At 34.3% G+C, this 19,816-nt stretch carries 15 protein-coding genes; 3 read left to right on the forward strand and 12 right to left on the reverse strand.

Features of this window, described 5'->3' with window-relative positions:
• Positions 1-234: 234 nt before the first annotated feature.
• The 11 genes from FJOH_RS06295 to FJOH_RS06345 all read right to left on the reverse strand — a co-directional run bounded on the left by FJOH_RS06295 (position 235) and on the right by FJOH_RS06345 (position 16,076).
• Complete coding sequence (locus FJOH_RS06295) at positions 235-2,382, reverse strand: glycoside hydrolase family 97 protein (protein WP_012023291.1); 2,148 nt, start codon at positions 2,380-2,382, stop codon at positions 235-237.
• Positions 2,383-2,463: 81 nt separating this feature from the next.
• Entirely contained in the window at positions 2,464-3,846 is a 1,383-nt protein-coding gene (locus FJOH_RS06300; protein WP_012023292.1) for an alpha-amylase family glycosyl hydrolase, read from the reverse strand.
• Between the two features lie 105 nt (positions 3,847-3,951).
• Positions 3,952-5,034 carry a SusE domain-containing protein gene (locus tag FJOH_RS06305; protein WP_012023293.1) on the reverse strand — a complete coding sequence of 361 codons (1,083 nt, stop codon included), beginning with the start codon at positions 5,032-5,034 and terminating at the stop codon, positions 3,952-3,954.
• 13 nt (positions 5,035-5,047) lie between these two features.
• Positions 5,048-6,556: a RagB/SusD family nutrient uptake outer membrane protein gene (locus FJOH_RS06310; protein ID WP_012023294.1), complete on the reverse strand. Its 1,509-nt coding sequence runs from the start codon at positions 6,554-6,556 to the stop codon at positions 5,048-5,050.
• Positions 6,557-6,564: 8 nt separating this feature from the next.
• Positions 6,565-9,777, reverse strand: a complete 3,213-nt coding sequence (locus tag FJOH_RS06315) for a TonB-dependent receptor (RefSeq protein WP_235023001.1) — start codon at positions 9,775-9,777, stop codon at positions 6,565-6,567.
• Positions 9,778-9,967: 190 nt separating this feature from the next.
• Positions 9,968-11,146 (reverse strand): FecR family protein, encoded by a 1,179-nt coding sequence (locus tag FJOH_RS06320; RefSeq protein ID WP_012023296.1) that lies wholly within the window; start codon positions 11,144-11,146, stop codon positions 9,968-9,970.
• A gap of 555 nt (positions 11,147-11,701) precedes the next feature.
• Positions 11,702-12,265, reverse strand: coding sequence for an RNA polymerase sigma factor (locus tag FJOH_RS06325; protein ID WP_012023297.1), 564 nt, complete (start codon positions 12,263-12,265; stop codon positions 11,702-11,704).
• 387 nt (positions 12,266-12,652) lie between these two features.
• Positions 12,653-13,309, reverse strand: coding sequence for a hypothetical protein (locus FJOH_RS06330; RefSeq protein WP_012023298.1), 657 nt, complete (start codon positions 13,307-13,309; stop codon positions 12,653-12,655).
• 119 nt (positions 13,310-13,428) lie between these two features.
• On the reverse strand, positions 13,429-13,800 hold the full coding sequence (locus FJOH_RS06335; protein ID WP_012023299.1) for a YraN family protein: 372 nt from the start codon (positions 13,798-13,800) through the stop codon (positions 13,429-13,431).
• A 163-nt stretch (positions 13,801-13,963) separates the two neighbouring features.
• Positions 13,964-14,863, reverse strand: coding sequence for a S66 peptidase family protein (locus FJOH_RS06340; protein WP_012023300.1), 900 nt, complete (start codon positions 14,861-14,863; stop codon positions 13,964-13,966).
• A 139-nt stretch (positions 14,864-15,002) separates the two neighbouring features.
• Positions 15,003-16,076: a serine hydrolase domain-containing protein gene (locus FJOH_RS06345; RefSeq protein ID WP_012023301.1), complete on the reverse strand. Its 1,074-nt coding sequence runs from the start codon at positions 16,074-16,076 to the stop codon at positions 15,003-15,005.
• 139 nt (positions 16,077-16,215) lie between these two features.
• Between FJOH_RS06345 and FJOH_RS06350 the strand changes: the two genes are divergently transcribed.
• The 3 genes from FJOH_RS06350 to FJOH_RS06360 all read left to right on the forward strand — a co-directional run bounded on the left by FJOH_RS06350 (position 16,216) and on the right by FJOH_RS06360 (position 18,395).
• The gene (locus tag FJOH_RS06350) at positions 16,216-17,307 is read left to right on the forward strand and encodes an endonuclease/exonuclease/phosphatase family protein (protein ID WP_012023302.1); all 1,092 of its coding nucleotides are present in this window, start codon (positions 16,216-16,218) and stop codon (positions 17,305-17,307) included.
• 98 nt (positions 17,308-17,405) lie between these two features.
• The gene (locus tag FJOH_RS06355; RefSeq protein ID WP_012023303.1) at positions 17,406-17,945 is read left to right on the forward strand and encodes a 3-hydroxyanthranilate 3,4-dioxygenase; all 540 of its coding nucleotides are present in this window, start codon (positions 17,406-17,408) and stop codon (positions 17,943-17,945) included.
• Between the two features lie 138 nt (positions 17,946-18,083).
• The gene (locus FJOH_RS06360; RefSeq protein ID WP_012023304.1) at positions 18,084-18,395 is read left to right on the forward strand and encodes a hypothetical protein; all 312 of its coding nucleotides are present in this window, start codon (positions 18,084-18,086) and stop codon (positions 18,393-18,395) included.
• A 407-nt stretch (positions 18,396-18,802) separates the two neighbouring features.
• Here FJOH_RS06360 and FJOH_RS06370 read toward each other — a convergent pair whose 3' ends face one another.
• Positions 18,803-19,762, reverse strand: coding sequence for an MBL fold metallo-hydrolase (locus FJOH_RS06370; protein ID WP_012023306.1), 960 nt, complete (start codon positions 19,760-19,762; stop codon positions 18,803-18,805).
• Positions 19,763-19,816: the final 54 nt, after the last annotated feature.

Raw genomic sequence — 19,816 nt, forward strand, 5'->3', positions numbered from 1 at the left:
TAATAGTTTTCAAGTAGTAAAATTTTAATCTAATTATAATCGTTGAGTATACTGCATAACGATTTTATCTAACACATAGAAACATAGATATTATGATGTAAAAGGGTTCAGAAAAAGAAACAAATTTCTTCACACATAGATGGCTATGTGCGTTTTAAATAAATGAAATGTCTTTTTTTGGAGTTTACAAAATCTATGTTTCTATGTGTTAAAATAATTATGCTCAACGAAGAATTATAACTTTTTCAATCCTTTTAAATCTGAAGCAGTTCCTTCTTTAATGCTGATGGCAGCACCACCGCCCGGAGCTAAATATTGCTTCAGTTTGCTTTTTGAGTTTACAATAACTTTAGTAACGGTATACTTCTGTGGATTCTGATTCCAATTGGCATCTTTAGCATCGGCATAAATAGTGGCAACGAAATTTTTTCCTGCAGGTAAATAATCAAATGAAATGTTTGCTGTTCTGGCATTTTCATCTGTAATTCCGCCAATAAACCATTCGTTTTTGCTTTTTGCTTTACGTGCAATTGTAATATAATCTCCAGGTTCAGCTTCCAGAATATAACTGTTGTCCCAATCTACAGCAACGTCTTTAATGAACTGAAATGCATCAGGAAAACGCTCATAATTCCCCGGAATATCAGCAGCCATTTGCAGCGGACTGTACATGGTTACATAATAAGCCAATTGTTTTACTAAAGTTGTGTTTACTCGTTGTGAACTTCCTGTTCCGTAATACGAAAGATCGGTCTGGAAAATTCCAGGCGTATAATCCATTGGACCTCCCATTAAACGGGTAAATGGTAAAATTGTAGTATGATCCGGAGCTAATCCACCCATAGATTCGAACTCAGTACCGCGCGCTGATTCCTGAGCAATCCAGTTTGGAAAAGTACGGTTTAATCCCGTTGGACGAACGGCTTCGTGACTGTTAATCATAATTTTATAATCGGCAGCACGTTTGGCAACATTGATGTAATGATTTACCATCCATTGTCCGTCATGATGTTCGCCGCGAGGAATAATTTGTCCTACGTAACCTGTTTTTACGGCATCATAACCGTTATCGTTCATAAATTGAAAAGCACGATCCAAACGACGTTCGTAATTGGTTGCCGATCCTGAAGTTTCATGGTGCATGATAATTTTTACACCTTTTGAAGCTGCATAAACATGAACTGCTTTTACATCAAAATCTGGATATGCGGTTACGAAATCAAAAACGTCTTCTTTCCAGTTGCCAATCCAGTCTTCCCAGCCAATGTTCCAGCCTTCAATAAGAATTGCATCAAAGCCATTTTTAGAAGCAAAATCAATGTATTCTTTTGCGCGTTCTGTTGTAGCTCCGTGTTTTCCGTTTGGAGTAAGTTTGGTGAAATCATCCGTCATTTTTACGTTGTTTTCTTTTCCAAAAGCCCAAGTACTTCTTCCTGCCACGAAATATTCCCACCAAATTCCAATGTATTTCACAGGTTTAATCCATGAAACATCTTTGTAACTTGTTGGTTCGTTAAGGTTTAAAATTAGTTTTGAAGCTAAAATATCGGCTGCTTTATCGCTTACTACAATGGTTCTCCAAGGCGTTTGAGTATCAGTCTGCATATATCCTTTTGCACCAACGGCATCTGGTGCCAAATGACTTGTCATTTTGTTGGTTTTGGCATCAACTTCAAGGTACATTGCCGGATAATTGATTAATCCTGCTTCGTGAATGTTGATGTATAAACCGTCATCAGATTTCATCATTGATGGTGTTTGTACAGACAATTCTTTGATTGGCTGCTGTGCATTGATTTCAATTGTTGCTTTTTTCATCAGCGAAGGAATTTCTGAAATCTTCGAAGTTGTATAAGCGTATTCGTTGGTATCATAATCTCCCGGAATCCAGAAAATTTTATGATTTCCTGCCAATTGAAATTCGGTGCGCTCTTCTTTAATTACAAAATAATTCAGGTCATTTTGTTTAGGAAATTCATATCTAAATCCCAATCCGTCGTTGAATAAACGGAAACGAATGCGGATAAATCTATTGTTGTTTTTTGCCTGAGCTAAAGTGACAACCAATTCGTTGTAATGATTGCGAATTGTTTTTTCTTCTCCTAAAACCGGATTCCAATTTTCATCAACAGAAGACTGAGCTGTGTTTGTAATGGTAAAACCATCCATAAACGAAGCGTTGTTTTGAAGTTCTAAACCTAAAGAACTTGGTTTAATAACCGGTTTCTGTTTGTATGATAATTGGTAAGACGGAATGCCGCCTTCTTTTAATTCAAATTTTAGAGAAAGATTTTTGTCTGGCGAAGTTATTTCTTGTGCCTGAAGCCAAAATGTACTTAGGAATATAAAAAATAAAAACGCTGTTTTTTTGCTCAAACGCATTTGAAGCAATGATTTTTGGGATTGAAAATTCATGTTATTTAGTTTTGTGCAAATCTAGTTTTATTAGAAGCTGCATTGGTATTAATTTTTCAATATTATGTATTGAAAAGGCTGTAAATTTATATCTGCACCCACAGTTACAGACGCTCCGGTAAATGCATCTTTCCAGTTTCCTTTTAAAGTATTTGGAATAAGATGTTTTACTGCAGAACTGGTTAAATTAGAAAGCACAAAAACTTTTTCAGTGTCTTTTTCCATAGTAAAAGCACTTACGGCATCACTGCTGTAACCTGTGTATTCTCCTGATTTAATGGCTTTGCTTGTGTTTCTAAAGGCGATGATTTTTTTGTATTCAGCCAGCATTTCATTATCAGCAGTAGTCCAGTCGATTGGTGTTTTAGCAAAATAATTTAATCTTTTATTGTATCCAATTTCCTGTCCGTTATAAATCATTGGAACCGATTTTAAATACGCAGCAACAACAAACGTCGCGATAGATCCGTTTCTGCCTCCAAAAAGTTCTAACGGCGTTCCGTCAGAAAGGTTAACGTCATGATTACTTGTGTATCGTACGACTCTGTTTTCTGGATTGTAATTGTTGGCATATTCAGTTGTATTAGATTCCTGAATAGTTACAGCTGATTTGTTTTCTTTGAAAAGTTTTTCCAGAGTGCTGAAGAAATTGAATCCAAACGTATAATCAAAACCTGATGCAAAATGGTTGTATTTTGAACCTTCAGCCAGCATTAAAATAGTCTGGTTCTTCTTGATTTTTCGAAGCTTTGAAATGGCATCTGCCCAGAAATTGTTCGGAACAAAATCTGCATAATCGCATCTAAAACCGTCAATATTGGCATTATAAACCCAATACGACATGGCATCGATCATAGCATCTTTCATTTCAGTATTATTGAAATTTAACTGCGCTACGTCATTGTAATTTGTTCCCGGCGGAATAATGATATTGCCGCTCGCATCCTGCTGATACCAGTCTTTATGCTGTGTAATCCAGGCATTGTCCCATGCAGTATGATTGGCAACCCAGTCTAAAACTACAGCTATATTTTTCTTGTGTGCTTCTTCAACTAAAGCCTGAAGGTCCTGTAAAGTTCCAAAATCTGGATTTACGGCTTTATAATCTTTAACAGCATAAGGAGACCCTAATTCGCCAGATGCTTTTTCTTTTCCAACAGGATAAATGGGCATTAAGTAAATCACATTTGCACCAAGTTCCTGAATTTGAGAAAGTCTTTCCTGAACTCCTTTTAATGTTCCTGCCTGACTAAAAGCACGAATGTTTACCTGATAGATTATGGCGTCTTCTTTTTTGGGCATTTTTTCAAATGGCGCTCCATATTGTGTATAAGGAGAATCCGGCGTTTTGTTATCGTCATCAGAAGAACTGCAGGAAATAAAAGCCAATGCCAGCAGCAGTATATAAACGATCTTTATATTTGATTTCATGTTTTTTTGATTTTTTTGTAATCGCTTAGACTTTTAGATAGCCTGCCTTTCGCTCAAAAAAGGCAGGTATCACTCAAACTAATCTAGCTATATTACAATGTTAGATTATTTTTTAACTATCGTACAAGTTGCAGTTTTTGGGTAACCATTGCTTAAAGGATCTACTTCATCAATTTTGAAAGTTACTTCGTAAACTCCCGCTTCTGGGATGTCATAAGCACCTCCATTATCCAGGTTAATTGTGTTTGTTGAAGGATCTGCTGGTCCATAATTGATAGTCCAACTATTGTTTAGTCTAAATTTTAATGCTCCTGTTACTAAATTGGCAGTAATTTTCCATGTTTTAGTTTGATGGTCGTAACTCATAGGTGTACTGTTGTCCCAACCTCCGGCTTGAGAAGTTCCAACAATTCCCCATGAATAAGGCGTTGAGCTCCATTTTAAAGTATTTAAATTTACTTTTATTTGATAAGAGCCTGCTCCCGGAAGTACAAAGTTGGCATCGCTCATGTTTTTCAAATCAAAATTTGTATTACCCGCACCGTAGAATTGAGCCCAGTTTCTGGCTTTATTAAATTTAAAAATAGGATCTCTGTCTGGTGCAAGAGTCATATATCCTTGATACACTCCCAATTGAATTTCATTCAATGTTGCGGCTGTTTCTACATCCCATTCTCCCTGATAACTTCCCGGCATATAAATTTCGCCCATAACAACAGTTTTCAGGTAAGGAGTAACATTTATGGTAATAGGAGCAGAGTACACTTTATGATCCATAGCCGCTTCTACACGAATTACTAATTCTCCCGAAACATCTGTTTTAAGACCTAAATCGGTGGCAATTTTATTTAATTCTGCTCCGGTAAATGATTTGCTTAAAACATCTTCGCCTACAACAATTCGTTTGGCATGCAGCCATGCTTCACTTCCTTTAATATCTGTAGTTAAATCAAATTGTACGGCATAAGTAACCGGTGCTGCAATTGGAAACGTAACTTTTGGCCAGGACACCAGTAAGGCAGCATCATCTGAAGTATCTTCTTTAAGAACTATTGAAGTCGATGATACTTCAATTGCAGAAGGAAAACTTACAGATTGGAGTGTCGTTACTACGCCTTCACTTTCACAGGAAGCTGCTAAAAAAAGCAGGCTTCCCAGTAAGAATAATTTATTGATATATTTTTTCATGATAGTTTTGTTTTTAGTAACCTGGGTTTTGTTTAAGTCCGCGATTAGCATCTAAAGCAGATGTTGGAATTGGGAACAATTTTCGGTAAGCAGGAGATGCTGGTCTAAACTCGTTTGCTAATAAAAATTTGTCAAAACGAATCATGTCTTGTCTTCTGTGGCCTTCCCAGTTTAATTCAAATCCTCTTTCGTTGTAGATATCATCAAGAGTAGGATTGTGGTCTAGAGCGTCTAAACCTGCACGTTGTCTGATTTGGTCTATAAAAGGTTTTGCAGCGGCAGGATTTCCTAAACGCGCATTACATTCAGCCATCATTAAAATTACATCAGCATATCTATAAATAGGAAAATCATTTGAAGCGCCGCCACCGCTTTTAACCCCTGCAGGATAAAATTTAACGTTACGAACTCCCGCCTGAGGAGCAGCTCCCGGATTGTCTAATGAAGCAACCTCAAGTGTATAATTGAATCCTCCCGGCTGTTCTCCAACCAAAAATTGGTTTCTTCGGATATCATTTGCTGCATATTTTAAGTAGAAATCTTTTGGGACAATAGTTCCGTTCCAGCCGCTTAATCCAAACATATTTGTACCCTGCGGACCGTATACACTTCGAACTGCATAAACATTACGAGAAACAACGTCAAGCGTAGCATAAATAGGAAGAATAGTTTCATCATCTGGAAGCACATCTCCAAATAACTCATAATATTTATTCTTTAATGGACTGGCATCGTTTGCCTCACCTGAATGCAGCGTAAAACCGCCTTCGCTCACTTTGTTGCAGGCCGCTAAACATTCAGTCCATTTTGCTTCTCCGGTATATACTTCAGCATTCAAATATACTTTTGCTAATAAAGTATAACCTGCCCATTTGTTGAATCTTCCATAATAATTACCGCCTTTTGTTACCGAAAGTAATTCTACGTTATCTGTTAGTTCTTTAACTATAAAATCAAAAACTTCCTTACGGCTTGCCTGTGGAATTTTATCAACGGTAATATTGTTGTCCGTGTAAAAAGGTACATTACCAAAATCATCAATCAATAAATAATAAAAGAAAGCTCGTAATACTTTAGCTTCGGCAATTTTTGAAGGATCGGCATTTGATTTTTCTAATAGCTCGACAGCTAAATTGGCATTGAAAACAGATTTGTATAACCAGTTCCAGGTATTGTTGATAATGAATTCAGAAGGCAGCCATTCGTGTTTGTGCAAACGCGCAAAATCCTGCTGCCAGTTTCCGTCATTTCTATGCGGAATTACCTGCTCATCTGATGACATACAGTTCATGTCGTACCAGCCGTTATCTGCTCCGGCATAACCTACACCAGGTACGCCTTTACGTTCAAAGTCTCCCGGAATTTCGGCATAAACACTCGCAAGAGCAATATTAGCTCCTTCCGGTGTTCCATAAAAACTGTCCGGCTGATATTTGTCGTATATATTTTCGTTGATATCTGTACAGCTGAAAAGTGTTAGGAAACATACGCTTCCTGCTGCTACTATATTTTTAATTTTCATCTCTTTTACTATTTAAATTTTACAGTCAAACCAAATGCAACACTTCTGGTACGAGGATAAATTCCTTTATCGCCTCCAAAATTATCATTAGGGTCGCCGCTACCGCTTATATTTAATTCAGGATCAACACCTGTGTAATCTGTAATTAACAGTAAGTTGTTTCCAGTAAGCGAAAGTCGAACTGAGTCTACATATTTATCAGTAAAACGGAAAGTATATCCTGCAGTTACGTTTTCTAAACGAATGAATGAACCGTCTTCTAACCATGCATCAGATCCATAAGGAGAAGAAAATATTCCTCTGTCAACAGCACTGGCTAATACGTTTGAACTACCTGTATTTTCCAGCATGCTCAATCTTTGGTTAAGATTGTTGTAAATTTTATTTCCTCCGGAACCTCTTACTAACATAGATGCATCAAAATTTTTGTATCTGTAAGATGGGTTAAATGCAAAAGTGTAAGTTGGGAGAGCAGAACCTGCATAGTAACGATCCGGACTTGTAGCTCCCTGATCGATTTTACCGTCTCCATCGCGGTCTTTTACGGTTTCGACACCATTTTCATTTGTACCGGTACTTTCTAAAATATAGAAGGAACCAATTGGTTTTCCCTGTACTAATAAAGAATTTGGCGCTCCCCAGTTTACGAAGTTTGTATTTAAAGGAATACCGTTAATACTGCCGCTTAAATTAAGCACTTCATTTTTCATAAAAGATACATTTCCTGCTAATGTCAGTGTGCTGTTATCTGTTCTAATAACATCATAAGCAAGAGCTGCTTCTAAACCTTTGTTTGAAATGCTTCCTACATTGGCTTTGATTTTATTGTACGGATAAGGAGGCTGAGGTACAGTATAATCGAATAGAAGATTATCTGTTCTCGAATCGTAAACATCGATGCTTCCTCTTAATCGATTATCTAAAAGAGCAAAATCAAGTCCAATATTGGTTTGTTTTTTAGTTTCCCATTTCAAATCAGCATTTGCATTTTGAGAAATACCAAAATTTGTAATAATAGATCCTCCAAAATAAATATTTCCGGCACTGTCTACTAACGGCAGTGAAGTCTGCGGATAAAGACCCTGCTGATTACCAGTTTCACCATAACCTGCACGTAGTTTTAATTCGCTGAATAAAGTCTGATTCATCATAAAAGGCTCTTTGTTAATCTGCCATGCCACAGATACAGAAGGGAAATTCCCCCATTTGTTATTGGTGCCAAATACAGATGAACCATCACGTCTGATACTTGCTGTAAGTAAATAACGATCTAATAAAGAGTAGTTTAATCTTCCTAAATAAGAAACCAATGATCTGTCATTTTTATAAGATCTGATATCTCCGGTTCTTACTTTAGACAAATCGCCAAACTGAAGCGCATTGTAAGTAGCTTCGTCACTTATAAAACCTCTAGCCTGTGTATAATTTCCCTGATAAGTCTGACTTTGCCATTCGTATAAAGCCAAAGCATTAAAGCTGTGGATTCCGAAAGTTTTTTTATAGGTAAGACTTAAATTGGTTAATTTTTCGTTTTGTTTCTTATTATCTATATTGGCAAAACCATGCTGTTCAACTGCATTAAAATCTGTTGATTCTGCCGGCATATAATAACCTGCTGTATAGTTTGTTTTTCTCCAGCTTCCAAACCAGTTTGCTGAAAAACCTTTTCCTAAATCCAAATCAGCTTTTAAGCTTCCAAATAAATTATCTTCTTGTCTTTCATTTGTTACTTCTTGCGCAGCTGCATAAGGATTTAAATAATGAAACACAGTTGGATCTGTAAAATACGTTCCATCAGTATTATAAACAGGATCTGTTGGTCTTGCTAATAACGCATTTGTAATTAAGTTTGATGTATAAGCAACTGTTCCGATACTTCCAATGCTGCTTGTGATATTATTTACACCGCTGTTTAAATTAAAGGTTAGTTTTAATTTATCATTTAAAGCCAATTGTGTCGCCTGAATGCGTCCAATGTATTTTTGGTTACTCGAATTAATTACAACACCATCCTGCATAATAGCCGTTATAGAAGCTCTGTAATTAAATTTATCAGTTCCGCCTCCAAAAGACAAAGTATGAGTCTGTGTAATTCCGGTTTCAGTCAAAAGACCATACCAATTCGTGTTTGAACCGTGATTAGAAGATGCCGGAACGCCTACACTTTGAGCAGTCTGCCACCATTGGTCAGCATTAAGCATGTCTAGTTTTTTCGGGATAAAATCTACAGATGTAGAACCAGTATATTCTATTGTAGTTTTTCCTGCTTTGTTTTTCTTAGTTGTAACAATGATAACTCCAGGTGCTCCTCTTGATCCATAAACAGCAGTAGCCGAAGCATCTTTTAAAACATCTATGCTTTCAATTTCACTTGGCGGAACCTGGTTTAGCAAATCCATATTTCCCTGAATTCCATCTACAACCACCAAAGGATCGTTTCCCCCAATTAAAGACGAAATACCGCGAATACGAACACTTGGTCCAGAACCCGGTTCACTGCCTATTTGCGTAATATTAACCCCGGCTGCTTTACCAGAAATTAATTGCAGAGGATTTACAATGGCACCCTGATTCATGTCTTTTGCAGCGATTGAAGAAACCGCTCCCGTTACATCTTTTTTAGCAGCTGTACCGTAACCTACAACAACAATTTCCTGTAAATCTGTAGCGTCTGGAAAAAGCTGAATGTTTATTACCGTTTGATTAGCCGTTACTTTTTTCTCTTTGTACCCCACAAAAGAGACAATAATAACCGATTGGCTGCTTTCTACAGTAAGTTTGTATTTTCCGTCAAAATCAGTTACCATTCCGTTTTTTGTTCCTTCTTCGATAACAGAAGCGCCGGGTAAAGGCAGACCATTTTCATCGGTAATAATTCCGGTAACGGTTTGTTTTTGAAACTTAATAACTTCAGTTTTAAGTTCCGGTTTTTTGAGGATAATTTGAGTATCCCTGATTTTAAATTCAGTCAGCGTTCCTTTAAAAAGTTTGTCTAAAACGACATATATAGACTGATCTTTTACAGAAATCGAAACCGTACGATCTAAGTCGATATCGTTCAATTTGTAAATAAATCTAAAGTCAGTTTTTTGTTCAATGGTCTCAATAACCTTTTCGATTGTTGAATTGTTTAGTTCAAGAGTAACTTTTGTTTTTTGGGCATAAGTATTCCCTCTAATATTAAACATGGCGACCAAAAGAAGTAGAGTAGTTAGTTTCAATTTTAGGTCATTTTGGAACAATGAGTATAGAAACCCATTATTCTTAGATTTTTTTTTCATAATTTTGTTAATTGATTGTAGTTAATTCGTTATATTCAATCACTTAGTTAATCGGAAATTGTTCGCAGCTCTTTCCGATTTTTTTATTCCCGTAATGTTATTTCATCATATATTGTATTGGTTTTAGTGGTTATTTAATTAGTATTTGATCGTTTTTTATCGTGTAATTAATACCGTGAATGTCGTTGAAATAACTCATCACTTTATCAATAGATTCGTCTCCAAAACTTGCATTGAATTTTTCATTGGCCAGTTTTTCGTTTTTGTTTACAATTGTAACATTATAGCGTCTTTCAAGCTTGGTAATAATGTTTTTAAAAGTCATATTTCTAAAAGTAAGTCCGCCGTTTATCCATGAAGTATAAATATCTGTGATAACCGCTTTGGTCGAAATTGCAGCATTTCCTTTATTGAAAGTTCCTTTAAAACCCGGTTTTAAAATCGTGTTTTTTAAAGCATCAAATTCTTCATCTGCCTTATACATTCCAACTGATCCTTCAACTAAAACAACATCTGTAGAAGCATCTTCGGGATAGTTTGACACATTAAAATGCGTTCCTAAAACACGTACATTTAACTCATCGGCATTTACAATAAAAGGGTGTTTTTTATCTTTTGCAACATCAAAATAAGCTTCTCCATCCAGATAAACCTGTCTGTTTTCGCCAGCAATAAACTTTACCGGATATTTTAAAGTTGTTCCTGAGTTTAAGTGTACAAATGTTCCGTCTGAAAGCTGAAGGCGGAATTTTTTTCCGTACGGAATTTTAAGTGTATTGTAAACCAGTTTTTCAGGATTTGAACTATTCTCATAAACGATTTTATCTCCGTTTTGATTTCCAATAATGTTTCCTTTTTCGTCTTTTACCTGAGCAGAATTGTGTTCAGATAAAATTTGGGTTTCACCATTTTCTAATTGAAGTACAATGTCAGAACTTTTGAAATCGAATTCTTTTTCAGCCGGTTTATCAGCAAGGCTTTGTTTATAGAAAAAGCCAATTCCAAGTAAAACCACAATTGAGGCTGCAATTGAAATATATTTTCTGAAATTTGATTTTCTTTCAGGCATTTCAATCACAGTTTCTTCTTCTTTTGAAGCTGAAAGGATATTCATAAAAATAGCATCGGCAGTCTTTTGATCCATTTTTGGCATTTCGCCAAGAAGTTGTTGAATATCTTCTACAGTTGGAAAATCATCTGTAAGCTGATTTTTTTTGTAATAAGCCACGACCTCGTTTATTTGTTCGGGTGTACATTGGTTTAAAACAAACTTTTCTAAAAGACTTTTTATTTCAGAATTTGAATTCATTACGAATTGTTTTTGGTGGGGTTTTAGTATAATACAGTTGAAAAGCATTTGAGTACTACTCAAACGTTGTAAATTTTTAAATTTTAACATTTAAAAGAGTGAAAACCGTTTTAAGTGGTTGTTTTTGAGAAGGTTTTTAAATGAAGTTTTTTCTGAAAAAAATAACTTGAGATGTTTTTTGCCCACAGATTTAATGGATAAAACAGATTTTGCACAGAGTTTTAATTGCATTTGATTCATCTTAAAAACAGATTTTCACAGAATCTCCACAATTATATTAAAACATAGCCCGTGGTTTCAACCGCGGGGATACTACGAATTATATATATATTGCGCTTCCGTGGTTGAAACCACGGGCTATGTTTGATCATGATTACGAATTTTTTGAGTAAATTTTCTTCGTTAAATGGAGAAAAATATGCATAAAGAGCAAGTTAATAAAACTCTGTGTAAATCTGTTTCAACCAGTCCAATCTGTGGTCCATCATTTTCAGAATGAGCAAAAAAAAATCACTCTGGAAGGAGTGATTTTAATTGGTTAACATGTGGTTTTGGTTAGATAATTTCATCATGAACTTGAAAAAAGACCCGCATAGATTCTAATGCTTTGCTCATTTGGTTCCTGACAGTATTTATAGAAATGCCGAGTTCCTGACTTATTTCTTCGTAACTCATGCCTTTCTTTCGTGACATTTTAAAAATCTGCTTCCGTTTTGGAGGCAGTTGTTTTATTGCTTGTTTTCGGAGTTTTTTGCAATCCTCTTCGCGAATCGCATAATCTCCGTATTCATGCGATTTCTGGCTTTCATAAAAAACAGCTTCTTTCAATGCCAGATCATTTGCAGCTTTATTTAATATATTAAAAGCCTGATTTCGGGCAATTGTAAAAATATATGCTTTAAAAGACTGTTCTAAATTTAGGTTTTCACGATGCTGCCACACTTTCATAAAAACATCCTGAACATTTTCTTCTGCCGCCTCTCTCGATTTTAATAAACTTATGCTGTAACCATAAATATCCTGATAATACAAATCAAAAAGAAAACGAAATGCCTTTTCGCTGCCATTTTTGAGTTCGCTCACCAATAATTTGTCATTATAGTCTTTGGCTTCCAACATTAAATTAATTAGTTTCTATTTTAATCTAATTATATTACGATACTATCAAAAATCGATACTCTAATGCTTTGAGAGGTTAACAAATATATAAAAATAATATTCTCATAAAAAAGTGGTAAAAAAAACTTATTTGTGTTTTTTTTGAGTGATTATCTCTAAAATCTCAGTAAACACGGTAGTATCTGCATTTTATGAAGTTGGTAAATTTTTGGCTGAAATTTTAAAAATTAACTATTTTGCAATTCGATTTTTGAGAATATTCCTATTATAGAGAAAACAGAACGGAATGTTTGCTAAATAGTTGTAACAAAAAATCCTTTTATCAAAAGACAAAAGGATTCTCGAAATTGAAATATTAATAAGATCTAAAATTTAGATGTATTTTAATTAGTTTTTTAGGTCTTTGATTACTTTAAAAGCAACGTCAACCTGGTCTTCACCTACTAAAATAGTAAATTCGTTTGAAGTAGAAATTACTTCGTTGATGATGATTCCTTCCCAAGCCAAACGCTGGAAAATGAAGTAATAAATACCAGGAACAACAATGTTTTCTTTTGGTAATTTTACTGTAATTGAAGCCAGATTATCTAATTTCTGAATTAGTTTTTCTCTCATAAAGTGTTTTTCAACTAAATGATTAACACTGCTGCTCACCACAATATTAGTTTCGTTTACCCCGCGAGATGAGGTGTAGAAAATATCAGATAAAGCATTGATGTCTGAAATTAAATCGGCTTGTTTGTTTAAAACAGTTTCAGAAGCTGCAAAAGTGTAATCTGTCAATTCAGATCTAACAGTAATCTCACCAATGTTTTTAATTACTTTGTTGATTTTGTGGTTTAATTTAAAATCTAATTCTTCAGTAAGTCTTTTTAAAGACATTACAACTGCACCCTGTTTTACCTCTTTACCAAACTCATTTTCCAACTCAGTCATAATATTCCGAGAGAGAGAAGTTAAGTTGATAATCCCTAGAGATAAAGCGTTTAAGAGAAATGGTTTCGTTTTGATGTAATTTTCGACGATTGAAGAAACGGTTTTCATAGTTTTTTTTCTTTTTTTTTGTAACTTAATTGGGTTGGTTTAGTTAATTTGATGTTATAAATCTTTGCAAAGATAAATAAAAAAACAATTTGTTACAATTATAACAATAAAAAATTATGTTAAAAATGATAAAAAGCATCAGTAAGATGTTCAATTGCAAATGATTCCCCGTTTTTATGGATCGCAACGATGTCAAAACGAACATTTATATCTTCTTCAAAATCCTTTTCCCTATAGTTTATGTAGGCATTTACTGCCTTAATAAGCAGTTGAATTTTTTTTGGTTTCACAAAATCCTGCGGAGAACCAAAATCTAAACTCGATCTTGTCTTGACTTCTACAACTACCAAAATGTTTTCTTTTTGAGCAAGAATATCTACTTCTGCATTTTTATAAACCCAGTTTCGCTCTAGAATTTTATAATTTTCTTTTTCAAGATGTTCTGCGGCAAGATCTTCTCCAAGTTTTCCTAATTCATTGTGTTCTGCCATATTTTTTAAAGTTTCAGTCTTTCAGTTTCTTCTGATGGATATAAGATTATTTAAAATAGAAAACGCAAAGTCACAAAGAATTAAACTTTGCAACTTTGCGTCTCTGTGAGATTTTTTATGTGTGGTATTTAAGAGACTTTCTTAAATTGAATTTATAATGCTGTTATTTCTGAAAAGTAACCGTACTTCCGGATGCATTTACATCAATAGAAATTGTGCTTCCCATAATTAAGGCACGATTGTCCTGAATATGTCCTGCCGGGAAATTGAAAATAACCGGAATGTTGTATTTTTTGGTAACATCATCAATAATTTCTAATGCATTTTTGCCCCAAGGCACTTCATTATCCTTCATTTTGGTCATACCGCCAATTATGATTCCTTTTAAGTTTTCAATGCATCCGTTACGTCTTAAATTCATCATCATACGATCAATATGATACAGATATTCATCCAGATCTTCGATAAATAAGATTTTATCTTTACAATCAATTGCCGATGGAGAACCTAATAAACTATACAAAATAGAAAGATTACCGCCCACAATTTCTCCCGTTCCCTGACCAAATCGGTTCATTGCATGCGGAGGAATTGAATAAGACAACGGCTCACCAAACAAACTCGATTTCATTGAGCTGATCGCAGCAGGTGTCGCACGCGGAATCGTAACAGGCATAACACCATGAATTGATTTGTAGCCCATGGTATTTAAATGGTTGTGCAGTACCGTAACATCACTAAAACCAATGACCCATTTTGGATGTTGCTTGAATTTTGTAAAATCTAATAAATCTAACATTCGAACGGTTCCATAACCGCCTCGAACGCACCAGATTGCTTTTATGTTTGGATTGTCTAACTGCTTTTGGAAATCGGCAGCGCGCTGTTCATCTGTTCCTGCTAATTGGTGATAATCGAGTCCAATTGAACTTCCAATTACTGCTTCGATACCCCAGCTTTTAAGCAGGTCTATTGTAGGTTTTAAATTATCGTCGATATTTTTTCTGGCTGTTGCCACAAGAGCGACAGTATCTCCTTTTTGTAAATAAGGCGGTGTTATCATGATTTGTTGAGATTGACAGGTGAATGATTGGAAAGCAAAAATAAGAAATGCCAGTTTACAAATAGTAAAGTGTTTCTTTATGTCTTGTAATGGTTTTAGTGTCATAGTCCTATTGCTTAATTGTATTTTTATTAAATAGTCAGCCGTTATATTTTCTTTTCAGTTCATCTAAGATAAGCATTAAGCCTTTATCTGCCTCCTCAGATTGTACATTTGCAAAGATGATAAAAGCTCTGTTGGATGCTTTACAAATATACACTTTGGTTAAAAAAGTTCCCGGGTTTCCATAATGAAAAGAATAATTTATGCCCGTTTTTTTATCAGTTTCAGAATACCATCCAAACGAAAATTCAGGTAAACCATTGTGTATCATATCAAATTCAGAAGCTGAAAATACTTTTGATTTTCCTAATAAACCCTGTAAATGCATTTGTGTAAATTTACAATAATCAGGCAGGCTGACGTTTATATTTCCTGCAGATGAAAGCCAGTTTAATTTATAATTTAAGGCTGGTTTTTCAGGCTTTAGGTTTTCATCATGACCCCAAGGCTGGTTAACATCCATTACATTTGGCTGGCCAAACCCGAAATCAATATTTAAATTCCTTCCCAATTCTTTTACCAGTGTTTCATAACTTTTGCCAGTTGCTTTTTCGAGCATAAGTCCTGCGGCAACATAACTGGGATTTGACCAATATACTTCCTGTTTTTCAGAAATTATTTTATTCTGCTTAAAAAACCACGCCATAAACTCATAACGCTGCTGCTGGTCGTTTCCTTTTATTTCTTTTTGCGTTGGAGTTTCATTTCCATAAGACCAAGTTGGAATATGGGCTCTAAAAGTTATAAAATCTTTTAAGGTAAAATCAATATCAGCATTGCTTTTTGATTTCAATTCAGGATATAAGTCAAAAAACTTAGTATCCCAATTTATTTTGCCTTCTTTAACCAAAACAGCCGCGATATAACTTGTTACTGTTTTGGTGATAGAACCCAAACGGAATTTATCCGACAAATCGGCTTTTAAATCAGTTCCAATTTTCTTATTTCCCAGTGCACTTATTTCTAAAATAGAATCAGCTGAAACCACTGCATAAGCCACTTCTGGAATGTTATGTTGTATTCGAATACTGTCAACAAACCTATTGTTCTTTTGCGAATAAGCGAAGCTGAAGAATAAAGAAAGCAATAAGAATAAATGATTTTTTTTCATCTTTAAAAGAGACAAATTAAGCCGGCAAGTTACATGAGAAATTGAAAATAAAAAAAGTAATGCAAAAATTAAATATTTAGAAAATTCTTACAAATGTATAAAATTTTATAAATTGGCTTTTTTTAATTCATTAAAAGATATGCGCCGTATTTTTTCTTTTTATTTGATTCTTTTCTGTCTTTTTAATTCAAACGCACAATCTAAAAAATATAGTATACATACTGCTGCATTTTACAATTTCGAAAATCTCTTTGATATTTATGATGATGCAAGTACAAATGATGACGAATGGACTCCAACGGGCGCTCAGCATTGGACAAAAGAAAAATACGAACAAAAACTTAAAAATCTTTCGAGGGTAATTTCAGAAATTGGAAAACCGGAAAACTCAAATGCTCCAACCTTAATTGGCTGTTCTGAAGTTGAAAATCGAGGTGTTCTCGAAGATTTAATAAAAGAAGAAAAAATAGCTGATTACGATTACGGAATCATTCATTTTGATTCGCCTGACCAACGCGGAATTGATGTGGCACTTTTGTATCAAAAGAAATATTTCAGACCGACTTCCTACTCTAATATTCCATTATTGATTTACAAAAACAAACCTGTGACGCAAGAAACAAATAATGAAGATTTAGGTGATGTTGAGATCAAAATCGACACCAAAAACAGGGTTTTTACCAGAGATCAGCTTTTGATTACGGGGTTTCTTGAAAATGAGGAAATTCATATTATTGTCAATCACTGGCCTTCAAGATCTGGAGGAGAAAAAGCCAGCAGTCCGTTTCGTGAGGCTGCGGGAAGATTAAACCGAAAAATAATTGATTCCTTACAGCAGATAAACCCAATGGCAAAAGTTATAACAATGGGAGATTTAAACGACGGCCCTTTTAATAAAAGTGTAAAAATAGAATTAGGAGCAAAAGCAAAAAAGGCTGACGTTCCGGAGTTTGGTGTTTATAATCCATTTGAAGAAATGGCAGAAAGAGGATTAGGAACCATCGCTTTTCGTGATTCCTGGGATATTTTTGATCAGATCATAATGACGAAATCTTTTATTGAACCTGATTTTTCAAATTTTAAATTTTGGAAAGCAGGTATTTTCAACAGATCCTATCTTATTCAGGCTTCTGGAAAATACAAAGGCTATCCGCTGCGAAATACATTAACAGAAGCAGGTTTTAGTGATCATTTTCCGGTTTATATTTATTTAATACGAGAAATAAAATAAGTCACAGTTTTTGATCAAAGGTTGCATCTGAATGCTGTGACCGCAACTGTATACTGAATACTTTTCACTACCTTAGCTTTTCATAAATTCTGAAAAAAATGGCTATAGCAAAACCATTCAATCTAACAAAATGGATTGAAGATAACCGACAATTACTAAAACCACCAGTTGGAAATAAAAATCTATATGTTGATTCAGGCGATTATATTGTAATGATTGTTGCCGGACCAAACGCACGAAAAGATTATCATTATAATGAAACCGAAGAACTTTTCTATCAGTTAGAAGGCAGTATTAAAGTGGTAATTCAGGAAGATGGCGAACGTAAGGAAATGGAATTAAATGCAGGAGATATGTATTTACATCCTGCAAAAGTACCGCACTCGCCTGTTCGTTCCGAAGGTTCAATAGGATTGGTCATTGAGCGCAAACGTGCAGGACTTGGATATACCGACGGGCTTCTTTGGCATTGCGATAACTGCAATCATAAATTGTACGAAGTGTATTTTGAGTTACATAATATTGAAAAAGACTTTCTTCCTCATTTCGAACATTTCTATAATTCAGAAGAATTAAGAACCTGCGATAAATGCGGCACCGTAATGGAAACAGACCCTAGATTTACGGCTAAGAAATAATTTATTTATCTCGAATATGAATCGAATAGTAACCCGACAGGTTTAAAACCTGTCGGGTTTATTTTTATGTTAAAGAAAATCACGTGTATCATTTTTGATATATATTTGTATTAAATATGATATTAAAAAAGATCAATTATGATACAAGAAATAATCGCATATAAGAATATAGTAGATAATATTGAATCTTTAATGGACAAATCTCCTTATAAAAAAAACTATATTATTGAAAAAGTAGGCATTTCAAGTCCAACATTTTATCGAAAATTAAAAACCCAGTCATTTACTCCAGATGAAGTATTGTCTATTGCAAAAATACTTTCACCAGAAGAAGATTTTAAAATACGATTAAAGGCAGAAATAGAAAATGCAAAACGTGAATATGAAGAAGGAAATTTTATGACTCATGAGGAAATGTTACTTGAATTAAAAAAGAAAAACATAATTTAAAAGTTTAAGATTGTCAAGGGTTTTTGACGATTGTCGTAAAATTCTATTAAATGAATAAAATCACGATTTAGAATGTAATAAAGAGAAATATTTTTTGTAATTAATATTTCATTACATTCTAAGTCATGCCTAAATTTTCCTAAATGAGGATTTATTTCAACTAAACTAATAATATGTAAAACCTCATTTACAAATTTTTGTGCAATTTCATTATTTCGGAATTGTTTTAGATAATTCCTTGTTGTATAAAACGTATAAGTTGCCCTTGAAGACCAAACAATTTTCATTAATAAAAAATTTATTTGGCTAAAATATAAAAATTAACTTACAAATAGTTTGTATTTACAATTCAAATCTTCGCTAATAAAATCCGTTGAATCTGTCTAATCTGTGGCTTGTACAAAAAGCTACAACTCAATTTTTTTCCCCTGTTCAGGATAAATGATCTTCAATCCTAAATTATTTTGATTTTTTAACTGTTCTTTAATTTTGGCAATACTTTTTGCAGGAGGTTTTAAATGGGTTATAATAATTTTAAAATTATTTAGAGAACCTTTTCCCGCTAATTCTTCTAAAACATGAAGCTCAGTCATTAAGTGATTTGGAGTTAAATGTCCGAATAAAAATTTATCAGGCTGTTCATTAGGAAACGAAACCTCAATAAAAATCCCTTTCAATTGTCTGCTTTGAACCAAAGGCGCAACAGCAGTCCATAAAGTTTTTAACTTATCACTTTTTTCAACAGAATCAGGTCCAGTATCACCTAGATATAAAGCATAGTCATTATCATTTTTGATTAAAAAAGCGGTACTCTCAAACGGATTCACATGGCTTAGAGGAAAAGCCTTAACCGACATTGTTGTATTTGAAAGCGGTGTTTCTTCACTTAAATTTAAAGTTTGAAAATGATATTTTTTCAACGGAAAGCCTGGTCCTTTATCTCCAAAATTAGCCCAAGTCTGATCATTAAAATAATGGTTTTCCATCATTTCCATACATTTTTCAGTCGCATAAACCGTTTTAGAAGAATCAGCTGGAGAATTGATGATTAAACCCGAAACGTGATCCAAATGCGCATGCGAAATCAAATACCCTTTTATGTATTTTTTTAAAACCTCGCTCGTCGAAACTTTAAAGACTTTGTTGTCAATTGCTTTCTCAATTCCGGCATTTATGGTTCCCGCATCCAAACAAATAAAATCTTTTGAGTTAGAAGGCGCTAATAAATAAGCCGAAAGATTTTTTTCGTCGATTCCTCCTTTTATCCCAAGAGGCACAACCTGAAAAGATGCTTTATGTTCTTTTTGAGAAAAAGAATTAAACGAAACCAATATAAAACAAAGCAAAAGACGGCTGAAATGGGTCATATTTATAATTTTAGGAATGCAAATTTCATCAAATTTACTGAATAAATCATCGTT

Source organism: Flavobacterium johnsoniae UW101, assembly GCF_000016645.1.
Taxonomy (GTDB): domain Bacteria; phylum Bacteroidota; class Bacteroidia; order Flavobacteriales; family Flavobacteriaceae; genus Flavobacterium; species Flavobacterium johnsoniae.

Excerpts from the sequence above, each read along its gene's own strand:
- FJOH_RS06350 (WP_012023302.1), top strand. The coding sequence starts at position 16,216 with ATGCGCCGTATTTTTTCTTTTTATTTGATTCTTTTCTGTCTTTTTAAT.
- FJOH_RS06295 (WP_012023291.1), bottom strand. The coding sequence starts at position 2,382 with ATGCGTTTGAGCAAAAAAACAGCGTTTTTATTTTTTATATTCCTAAGT.
- FJOH_RS06335 (WP_012023299.1), bottom strand. The coding sequence starts at position 13,800 with ATGGCAGAACACAATGAATTAGGAAAACTTGGAGAAGATCTTGCCGCA.
- FJOH_RS06300 (WP_012023292.1), bottom strand. The coding sequence starts at position 3,846 with ATGAAATCAAATATAAAGATCGTTTATATACTGCTGCTGGCATTGGCT.
- FJOH_RS06305 (WP_012023293.1), bottom strand. The coding sequence starts at position 5,034 with ATGAAAAAATATATCAATAAATTATTCTTACTGGGAAGCCTGCTTTTT.
- FJOH_RS06355 (WP_012023303.1), top strand. The coding sequence starts at position 17,406 with ATGGCTATAGCAAAACCATTCAATCTAACAAAATGGATTGAAGATAAC.
- FJOH_RS06360 (WP_012023304.1), top strand. The coding sequence starts at position 18,084 with ATGATACAAGAAATAATCGCATATAAGAATATAGTAGATAATATTGAA.
- FJOH_RS06340 (WP_012023300.1), bottom strand. The coding sequence starts at position 14,863 with ATGATAACACCGCCTTATTTACAAAAAGGAGATACTGTCGCTCTTGTG.
- FJOH_RS06320 (WP_012023296.1), bottom strand. The coding sequence starts at position 11,146 with ATGAATTCAAATTCTGAAATAAAAAGTCTTTTAGAAAAGTTTGTTTTA.
- FJOH_RS06310 (WP_012023294.1), bottom strand. The coding sequence starts at position 6,556 with ATGAAAATTAAAAATATAGTAGCAGCAGGAAGCGTATGTTTCCTAACA.
- FJOH_RS06330 (WP_012023298.1), bottom strand. The coding sequence starts at position 13,309 with ATGAAAACCGTTTCTTCAATCGTCGAAAATTACATCAAAACGAAACCA.
- FJOH_RS06345 (WP_012023301.1), bottom strand. The coding sequence starts at position 16,076 with ATGAAAAAAAATCATTTATTCTTATTGCTTTCTTTATTCTTCAGCTTC.
- FJOH_RS06370 (WP_012023306.1), bottom strand. The coding sequence starts at position 19,762 with ATGACCCATTTCAGCCGTCTTTTGCTTTGTTTTATATTGGTTTCGTTT.
- FJOH_RS06325 (WP_012023297.1), bottom strand. The coding sequence starts at position 12,265 with ATGTTGGAAGCCAAAGACTATAATGACAAATTATTGGTGAGCGAACTC.